The sequence below is a fragment of the Mesorhizobium sp. M2C.T.Ca.TU.002.02.1.1 genome, assembly GCF_003997225.1.
Genome location: NZ_RZTO01000878.1, coordinates 1 through 2,431, shown reverse-complemented (window position 1 = coordinate 2,431; position 2,431 = coordinate 1). Strand labels below are relative to the sequence as shown.

The following is a 2,431-nucleotide window of genomic DNA, read 5'->3' as shown; positions in this document are numbered from 1 at the left end:
CGCATGAACAGAAGCTCGTCGGCCTTGGTGTCGCCGGTGCCGATAACCAGGATTCGGCGTTTCTCCTCCACATCAATCTCCCTGCAGTCTCTTGTTGGCTGTTACGCCCGCTTCTGGCCAGGCAGGCGGCCGAACAGCCGCTCGCCGATCTCGCGCGCCGCCGCGGCGACGCTCGCGCCGTGGCGCTCGATGTCGCCTTTGTGGATGCGCACCCTGGGGGCGGCGATGGCGATGGTGCCGATGGCGAAACCATCGGCGCCGAGGATTGCGGAGGCCACGCTGAGCACGCCTTCCTCATAGCCTTGCGAGCCGGTCGAATGGCCGCGGGCGCGGGCTGCGGCGACATGCTCGACGAGGGTCTCCACATTGTCGATCGTATGGGGCGTGAACGCCGGCAGCGGCCTGGCGAGAATGCCTTCGCGGATGCGCTCTTCGGTAAAGGCCAGGAAGGCGATGCCGGAGGCCGTCGCATGCATCGGCAGCACATCGCCGGGCTGCACGCTGACGCGGTTGGCCTTGGTTGATTCGATGACCTGGACGGTGATCAGACCACGCTTTGAGTACTCGGAAAGATGCACGGTTTCGCCGGTTTCCGCCGCCAGCGCCTCGACCACCGGCGCCGCCATGCGCAGGAACGGAAACTGCGCCTCGCGCATCAGCGCCAGCCGCGTCAGGCCGGCGCCGAGCCGGTAGAAGCGCGTCGTCTCATCCTGCTCGACCAGGCCTTGCGCGATGAGCGAAACCAGCAGCCGGCGCGTCGTCGCCTTGTCGAAACCCGCAACCTTGGCAATGTCGGCAAGCGCCGCCTCGGGCGCGCCGCTGCCCAGCACCTCCAGCAGCGAAATGGCTTTGGCAACCGTGCTCATCGCGTCTCCCTCAGATACTTAACGTGCGAATTAACTTGACAGCAAGTCGATTCCTTTGCAAGTCTAATATCGAAATGCCGTTGCAAATAATGAAATGCATATCGGCCCTCTCAGAAGGCCCTCGGCATCTCAGGGACACTTGGTTTCCGCAGCGCGGAATGGAGGGAAAAATGACCACACTTGAAGCCGGTGAACTGAACCGGCTGAGGAAGAACAGCCTTGGGGTCGGCGCCATCACCTTCATGGTGATCTCGGCCGCCGCGCCGCTCACGGCCGTCGCCGGCGGCACGCCGCTCGGCATGCTGATGGGTAACGGCGCCGGCTTTGCCGGCACCTATCTGATCGTGACGCTGTTGCTGCTCCTGTTCGCGGTCGGCTATGTCGCAATGTCGCGCCACATCGGCAATGCGGGCGCCTTCTACGCCTATGCCGCGCGCGGCCTCGGCGGCCTGGCCGGCGGCGCCGTCGCGCTGATCGCGATCCTCTCCTACAACGCCATGCAGATCGGCGTCATGGGCCTGCTGGGCGCTGCGACCTCCGGTCTGTTCGCCGGCTGGGGCGTCAATCTGCCCTGGTGGGTGTGGAGCTTCATCGCCATCGCCATCGTCGCCGTGCTCGGCTACCGCCAGGTCGACCTGTCGGCCAAGATCCTGACGGTGCTGGTGCTCGCCGAGTATGTCGTCGTGTTGATCCTCGACCTCACTATCCTCAAGACCGGCGGCGACAGCGGCCTGTCGGCCGCGCCCTTTAGCTGGAGCCAGATCACCAGTGGCGCGCCGGCCATCGCCATCCTGTTCTGCTTCGCCGCCTTTATCGGCTTCGAGGCGACGACGATCTATGCCGAGGAGGCGCGCGACCCCAAGGTGACCATTCCGCGCGCCACCTATTTCTCCGTCATCCTGATCGGCCTGTTCTACATGGTCACCGCCTGGCTGATGGCGGTCGGCGCCGGTGTCGACAAGCTGGTGCCGTCGCTGCAGGCGCTGCAGGATCCGACCACTTTCCTGTTCGGCCTCTCCGACCATTACGCCGGAACGCTGCTCACCCACGCCATGAGCATTCTCTTCGTCTCCAGCCTGTTCGCAGGCGTGCTGGCCTTCCACAACGCGGTCGCCCGCTACATCTACGTCGCCGGCCGCGAAAAGCTTTTGCCGCAGTCGATCGGCGTCACGCATTCGGCGCATCAGAGCCCGCATGTCGCTTCGGTCATCCAGAGCGTGCTCGCGGCGGTCGTCGTGGGGCTTTTCGCCGTGCTCGGCCTTGATCCGGTGCTGGCGCTGTTTTCGTGGCTCACCAACGTCGCCACGCTTGGCGTCATCGTGATGATGGCCGTGGCCTCGCTCGCTGTCGTGATGTACTTCCGCGCCAATCCGTCCAATCAGGAGAACGGGCTGAAGACCACGATCCTGCCGGCGCTGACCTTCATCGCTTTCGCCATCATCATCTACCTCATCGTCATCAACTTCGGCAGCCTGTCGGGCGCGGGCGGCTTCCTCGGCGTGTTCCTGCCGGCGCTGGTGCTGATCGCGGCTGTGGTCGGCCTATTGCTGGCGGGAACCTTGAAG

2 protein-coding genes are annotated in these 2,431 nt (G+C 64.7%); one reads left to right on the top strand and one right to left on the bottom strand.

The features are described 5' to 3' along the window. Positions 1 to 101 precede the first annotated feature (101 nt). The gene (locus EOD07_RS30820) at positions 102 to 866 is read right to left on the bottom strand and encodes an IclR family transcriptional regulator (RefSeq protein ID WP_127237983.1); all 765 of its coding nucleotides are present in this window, start codon (positions 864 to 866) and stop codon (positions 102 to 104) included. Positions 867 to 1,024: 158 nt separating this feature from the next. Between EOD07_RS30820 and EOD07_RS30815 the strand changes: the two genes are divergently transcribed. Next, on the top strand, positions 1,025 to 2,431 hold a 1,407-nt coding region (locus EOD07_RS30815), incomplete at its 3' end, for an APC family permease (protein ID WP_164772710.1).

Bases quoted from the DNA above. Each gene is read 5' to 3' on its own strand.
- EOD07_RS30820 (WP_127237983.1), bottom strand. From the start codon at position 866: ATGAGCACGGTTGCCAAAGCCATTTCGCTGCTGGAGGTGCTGGGCAGC.